The organism is Mesorhizobium sp. B1-1-6 (assembly GCF_006443035.1).
GTDB lineage: Bacteria > Pseudomonadota > Alphaproteobacteria > Rhizobiales > Rhizobiaceae > Mesorhizobium.
The window spans coordinates 42,941-49,355 of sequence record NZ_VFWR01000024.1; the positions used below are offsets into that span (position 1 = coordinate 42,941).

Consider the following 6,415-nt stretch of genomic DNA (forward strand, 5'->3'; position numbering starts at 1 on the left):
GGTCAGTGGCGGGGCGCCGAGCTGGACGCTTTACGATCCGGCCGCCAACCGCTTCTACCGCCTCGGCTGGCTGGAGTTCGAAATGCTGTGCCGCTGGCACCTCGGCGACATGCAAGAGATCGCTGACCAGATCGGCCGCGACACAACGCTTCGGCCCACAAAAACCGATGTCGAGCAGTTCTTCCGTTTCCTTGCCAGCGCCCACCTGCTGCGCGAGGCGAGGCCCGAAGGGACGTGGCGTCTCCTCGAGCACAAGGCGGCCAGGAAGCACGGATGGCTCACCTGGCTGCTCCACCACTATCTGTTCATTCGCATTCCGCTCTTGCGGCCGGACCGGATTCTCGAGGCCCTGCTGCCACGACTGGGATGGGTCTACAGCTATGGTTTTTTCGCAACCACGATGTTTGCCGGGCTGATGGGCCTATATCTCGCCGTGCGGCAATGGGATATGTTCAAGGCGTCTTTGCCCTGGTTCTTCTCGCTGGAAGGCGCGGCTTTGGCCGGAGCAGCGCTACTCACGTCCAAGGCCCTTCACGAGCTTGGCCATGGCCTCACGGCCAAGCGCTACGGCTGCCGCGTTCCAAGCATGGGTGTGGCGCTCCTCGTTATGGCGCCGGTCCTCTATACTGACACGAGCGCCGCCTGGCGGCTCAAGGACCGCCGGCAGCGGCTCGCGATCGGCTGCGCCGGTGTGGCGGCCGAATGCTGCCTCGCGGCCTATGCTTTGCTGCTGTGGAACTTCCTTCCCGACGGGATAATCCGCAGCGTGGTATTTGTCTGGGCGACCACCGCATGGGTGCTGACGGTGCTCGTCAACATGTCACCCTTCATGAGGTTCGACGGCTATTACTTGTTCTCGGACCTGATAGAAGTTCCCAACTTGCAGGAACGCTCCTTCGCGCTCGCCCGGCACAAGCTTCGGGAGTTGCTGTTCGACTTTGGCGCTCCGCCACCCGAGGCCTGGTCGGCAGGGATGCGTCGTATCCTTACGATCTATGCTGTCTCGACCTGGCTCTACCGCTTCTTTCTGTTCCTCGGCATCGCGCTCGTGGTCTACCACATGTTCTTCAAAGCGCTTGGTATCCTGCTGTTCGCTGTGGAGCTGTGGTGGTTCCTCGCACGTCCAATCTTCCGCGAGCTGGTCGAATGGGGGAAAAGGCGCAGAAGCAGGCCGTTGAACGCCAGAACCGTTCTCACTTCGACCGTCTTCGCCTGCATTTTCGTTGCGCTGATCATTCCCTGGCGCGGCTCGGTTCATTCACCGGGGATCCTTGCAGCCTCTACCCAGGTCGAGCTGTTCTCGCAAATGCCGGGACGCGTATCGGTGATCCATGTGAGGGTCGGCGACCAGGTGGAAAAGGGCGAGCCCCTCGTTGAATTCACCTCGCCCGAAATCGACTTCAAGGTCGAGCAGGCCAAGCTGAACGTCGATGATCTGGTAAAGAGAATCCGCGCGGCAGCGCAGGATCCGGCTCTGCGCTCCGATGCGCAGCTGCTGGAACGTGAATTGGAGGGAGCCAAAGCGGAGCTTGCCGCCGCCGAGTTCGAGCGGAAACGGCTCGTTATCCTCGCGCCCGCGTCAGGGATTGTGGTGCAGCTTGCGGAGCCCCTCGCAGTCGGCGAATGGGTCAAGGCCGGCGAATCCGTCGGTCTGGTTGCGGATCGCTCGGCTGCTCGCGTCCATGCCTATGTCGTGGAGGCCGACCTCCAGCGCATCGAGGTCGGCAGCGCCGGCTCATTTGTTCCCATTGACCTTGCCTCACCGCGTCTGACGGCCCGCGTGATCGCCATCGATAGCGCCGCAATAGAGACACTGCCCGATGTGGAGCTCGCCTCCGCCCACGGTGGTCCGATCGCAACGCGGCAAGGACCGAACGCGAAGCTGGTTCCGGAAATGTCGCTCTATCGCGTCACCATGGGTGTGACTGGGCCGGCCCCGCTCCAGCATATCATGACGGGGACCGCGATCGTCGCAGCCCGCCGCGCCTCCATTGCCGGCCAGATTTGGCGCAAGATTGCCGGCGTCATCATCCGCGAAAGCGGATTTTGAATTTGCCGAACAGCAGCTGTCCGGCCTACCGCCCGCACGTTGAGCTCTCCGCGCCTTTTTGCAGAACTTGACGCACACAACCGCGTTCAGGCGCCGCGTCTAGTTTCCTAACTGCTGCGTGCCGGCGCCGATATGTGCCCAACGGGTTCGAAGAGTTCGTCGGAGCCCGAGAGGCATTTCCGCAGACGTCAGCCCGTCGATGCAACATCGTTGCCCATGAATGACGGACCAGCGAAAGCGTGTTGATGCAATAGATCCATCGTTGTCTACAACCGAAAAAACCACGCCGGCGTTGGCTGCGGGGCGCCGCTTAGTCCATGCCGGCAGCGCTGATCGCCTTATATTCGTGGAGCAGCCGCGCACCCATACAGCGCAGCGCGCCACGGAAGGTCAGGGTGCGGCAATGGCCGCGCGGAGCCAGGGCGCACAGCCGCTGCCACTTCGGCCGCCAACATGGCAGCGAGCCATGTTGGCCTTGATCCACGTCTCATCGAACAGGGACTGGGGATCGAGGCCGGTCTGCGAGGATCGCAAACGCAAGCGCCTGCTGGCGAGACCAGCGCGCGCCAGATACGCGTTAGTCTTCCAGGTGTCTTTTATAAATTTTGAGTAGAGGCGAAGAGATTCGATTAAGTCGGCTCCGATATCCTGCGCCAACTGGAAATCAGGGCGACCGAGATTCCATCTTGCCATTTGCTATTCATCAGCGCTTCCGCACCTTGATGTCCTGGACCAGTCTTCCGGCAGTGATCGCCCTTGCGGTGCTGTTAACTGCCGGAATTTTTGCCGACCATCAAAATAGCATTGTCACCGAGCAGGCATTGCGCGTTGACGTTGCGAAGGAGATGAACCTCGTTCGCGCCAAACTTGAGGGTAATGTCAACGGAGACCTTCAACTGGCGCGTGGTCTGGTCGCGACGATCGTTACTGAACCGAACATGAGCCAAGCTCGCTTTGCCAAACTGGCAAAGAGCCTCTTTCGCGAGAAGACACAGATCAGAAACATTGCCGGGGCCCCTGACCTGGTCGTCTCGTTGATGTATCCGAGGGAAGGCAATGAAAAAGCGATAGGGCTGGACTTCCGCGAAGACGAAAGGCTGCGCGAGGCAGTACTTCGGGCACGCGATAACAAGCAACTGGTATTAGCCGGGCCGGTAGAACTCAAACAAGGAGGTCAGGCATTCATCGGGCGATTTCCTGTCTTCCTTGACCGTGACGGCCCTCGCGAGACCTTCTGGGGCATAGTGGCCGCCGTGATCGACGTTCAGAAGCTGTACGCGGACAGCGGTCTTTTAGACAAGAACCTGCCAATCGAAATCGCTCTGATCGGTAAGGACGCTCTCGGGAGAAGCGGGGCGCGATTTTACGGTCCCGCGTACGTGACGGAACAAGATCCCGTCACTTCCGAGGTGCGGTTGCCGACAGGGTCTTGGCAGATTTCTGCGATTCCCAAGGGTGGCTGGAACACCACGCCTCGCAACGCCTGGATTTTGCGACTAACAATGCTCATCGGCGGCGCCCTGGTCGTGGTTCCGATCGTCTTGGCGGGGCGGCTTCTCGATCAGCGGTATAAGCATTACGCCGATCTGCGCCGCGGCGAACGACGACTGGCACAGCTTTCAGAGAGGCTGGAGCTTGCGCTTGACGCCTCGCAAATTGGCGTCTGGGAGCAGGATCTCGACTCGGACATTATATTCTGGGACGACCGCCTGAACGAAATCTATGGCAAGTCAGCAGATGGCGAACCAAGGACCTTCGAAGAGTGGTCAAGATCGATCCACCCTGACGATCTCGACGAGGCTAAGCGGGATTTCGCGCAAGGGATCGCAACCGGCATATACTCTTCGCAATATCGTGTGGTGCTTCCCAATGGAGTTGTCCGACACGTCCGCGTGCGTGCCAAGACTTACAGGGACGGCACCGACTACAAAATGGTTGGCGCGGAATGGGACGTGACGGCGGATGTGATCCAGACACGGGAACTGGAACGGGCAAAGGATCTCGCCGAAACGAGGAGTGCTGAGCTTGAGGCGGCGACAGCGCGCAATGAGCATACGGCGCTTCACGACTCACTGACCGGCCTTCCGAATCGCCGCCACCTCGACACGATGCTCGATAGCTATGCCGCCACAGGCTCAACGCCTGGCAGCGGCGCCGCGCTTCTGCATCTTGATCTCGATCGTTTCAAACAGATAAATGGCACGCTCGGCCATGCCATCGGCGACGCCGTGCTGATCCATACCGCAAAGGAGCTGACATCAACTGTTCGCTCATCAGACTTCGTTGCCCGAGTCGGAGGCGATGAGTTTGTGGTAGTCTGCAGACGCGATATCTCAACTGATCAGCTTAAACAGCTGGCCGACCGTATCATACATAGATTGCGGCAGCCGATTCCCTACAAGGACCATCAATGCCGTATCGGCGTTAGCATCGGGATTGCAGTCGATGCGGACGGTCCCATCGACGGCCCACGCCTGATGGTCAACGCGGATATAGCCCTTTACCGGGCCAAGAGTCGGGGACGCAATCGATATGAGTTCTTCACCCAAGACCTCCAGTCTGAGATCATTCGGACCAAACGGGTAGCCGACGAGATCCTCGCAGGGTTGGAACGCAACGAGTTTGTTCCACATTACCAGCTACAGTTCGATGCCAAAACGCTGGAGGTTGCGGGCGTTGAGGCGCTGGCGCGCTGGAACCATCCCGCCGACGGACTTCAGACGCCAGCCGGGTTCCTCAAGATTGCTGAAGAGTTGAATGTCGTTTCAATTATTGACCGACTAGTACTGGAACAAACCCTCCGCGACTTTGATCGCTGGCAGAGGGCCGGCCTCCTGGTTCCGCGCGCTTCGGTGAACGTCTCTGCGAGACGGCTTCAGGACGAGGAGCTGATCAACAGCCTGACGTCACTTTCGATAAAACCAGGAACCGTTTCGTTCGAACTTCTAGAGTCAATCTTCCTCGACGACAACGATGAGCTTATGATCTGGAACGTCAACCAGATCAAGGAACTCGGAATCGACATCGAAATTGACGATTTCGGCACCGGCCATGCGTCGATTGTCAGCTTGCTCAAGCTTCAACCGCGACGGTTGAAAATTGCACGCCAGCTAATTGGTCCAATCGCCAGGTCAGCCCAGCAGCGAGAGGTCGTACGATCGATTGTGCAGATTGGCCGGTCCTTGGGCGTGGAGGTCATCGCCGAAGGTGTCGAGACGATGCAGCAGGCCAAGGTCCTCAAGAATTTGGGCTGTGACATCTTGCAAGGCTATGCGCTGAGCCGACCAATGACCGCACACGGCATCATGAAGTTGTTAAACAACCGGCGAATGCTCGCAGCATCGTGAGATCAACGCGCGCGCGACGAGCATCGGCGCCCGCCAACCCCCGTTGCGGCCCCTGCGCATGACCAAGCGGATGTACTAGCGCCATTTCACGCGCCAGACCAATGGCTTTTCTAACAAGGCAGAGGCTCACGCCAGCCGGGTGGCCTCCATTTCAGGTATTACAATTGAGCGACGCACTGATGCCTCGCGCCGCATGACGCAGGCGATAGCCGCTGGCGTCACTGGCAAGCTTTTGAAGATTGGTCACATCCTTAAGCTTCTGGAAGGGAAGGAAGCAGAACCGAAGGCTCGCGGCTCACTTCGGATACGACAGGCCGGGTAGGTTCTTCCAGGTTCTCATGATCGGCGAGGGGACGAATGCATGTCCTTCGGAACTGCGCGGTTCCTTGCCGAAACGAGCTTTGAAATCAGCGGTGGAACTCGGCCGCATAGGCATCGGATGCCTCGATCGTGCTGATGCCGCGCAGACGCAATTCCTTCACGGTGCGAGCCATCGATCTGGACCAGCTCGCCGATGCGGTGGCGCCGGCCCCGTGGCTGATGCAACCGGCGCTTGCGCTCACGGCGCGACGTCCAAATCCCAGCCTCCGCCATCCATTTGCGCAGCATCTCCTTGCTGACCGCGAGCCGTTCGACCAGCTTCTCGCGCGCAAGCGTCGGTCCAAAGTCGACGTAGTCTTCCCGGATCAGCTCCAGCACGAAGTCGCGAACGCCATCGACAATGTGATTGTTGGAGCGCCGGCCACGCGCCTTGTGCCGGAGAGCCGCAGCGCCATGCGCCTGCAACGTCTTCAACAGCCGCCGGATCTCTTCGACACACCTGCTCGCGTTCGCTCATCAGAACCAGTCCCAATCTGCCGATCGCAGGCAGGATTGGCAAGGCAGGAGCGACATTCCTACTTTGCCAGGTCCCGACATTTTAACTTAGCTGCTACAGCTTATGTGGCGGCGATGTAGAAATGTCGCCGGTTCTGCAAAGTAGAAATGTCGCATTGGCCGTTCCAAAGGGCAGGGTGCA

Annotated in this window: 2 protein-coding genes and 2 pseudogenes; 2 read left to right on the forward strand and 2 right to left on the reverse strand. The window is 59.4% G+C overall.

Features of this window, described 5'->3' with window-relative positions; genetic code table 11:
* Positions 1-400 precede the first annotated feature (400 nt).
* Positions 401-2,050 (forward strand): efflux RND transporter periplasmic adaptor subunit, encoded by a 1,650-nt coding sequence (locus FJ979_RS30695; protein WP_210241487.1) that lies wholly within the window; start codon positions 401-403, stop codon positions 2,048-2,050.
* A gap of 370 nt (positions 2,051-2,420) precedes the next feature.
* Here FJ979_RS30695 and FJ979_RS33240 read toward each other — a convergent pair.
* Positions 2,421-2,617, reverse strand: a pseudogene (locus tag FJ979_RS33240) (IS630 family transposase); the annotation flags it as partial.
* Between the two features lie 155 nt (positions 2,618-2,772).
* On the opposite strand from FJ979_RS33240, the gene FJ979_RS30705 reads away from it, so the two are divergent.
* Positions 2,773-5,397, forward strand: coding sequence for an EAL domain-containing protein (locus tag FJ979_RS30705; protein ID WP_140584553.1), 2,625 nt, complete (start codon positions 2,773-2,775; stop codon positions 5,395-5,397).
* 486 nt (positions 5,398-5,883) lie between these two features.
* Here the strand turns inward: FJ979_RS30705 and FJ979_RS33245 are convergent.
* Positions 5,884-6,207, reverse strand: a pseudogene (locus tag FJ979_RS33245) (ISNCY family transposase); the annotation flags it as partial.
* Positions 6,208-6,415: the final 208 nt, after the last annotated feature.

What these genes read in the sequence shown, in the direction of transcription:
- FJ979_RS30695 (WP_210241487.1), top strand. Translation starts at nt 401, where the DNA reads ATGTTTGCCGGGCTGATGGGCCTATATCTCGCCGTGCGGCAATGGGAT.
- FJ979_RS30705 (WP_140584553.1), top strand. Translation starts at nt 2,773, where the DNA reads ATGTCCTGGACCAGTCTTCCGGCAGTGATCGCCCTTGCGGTGCTGTTA.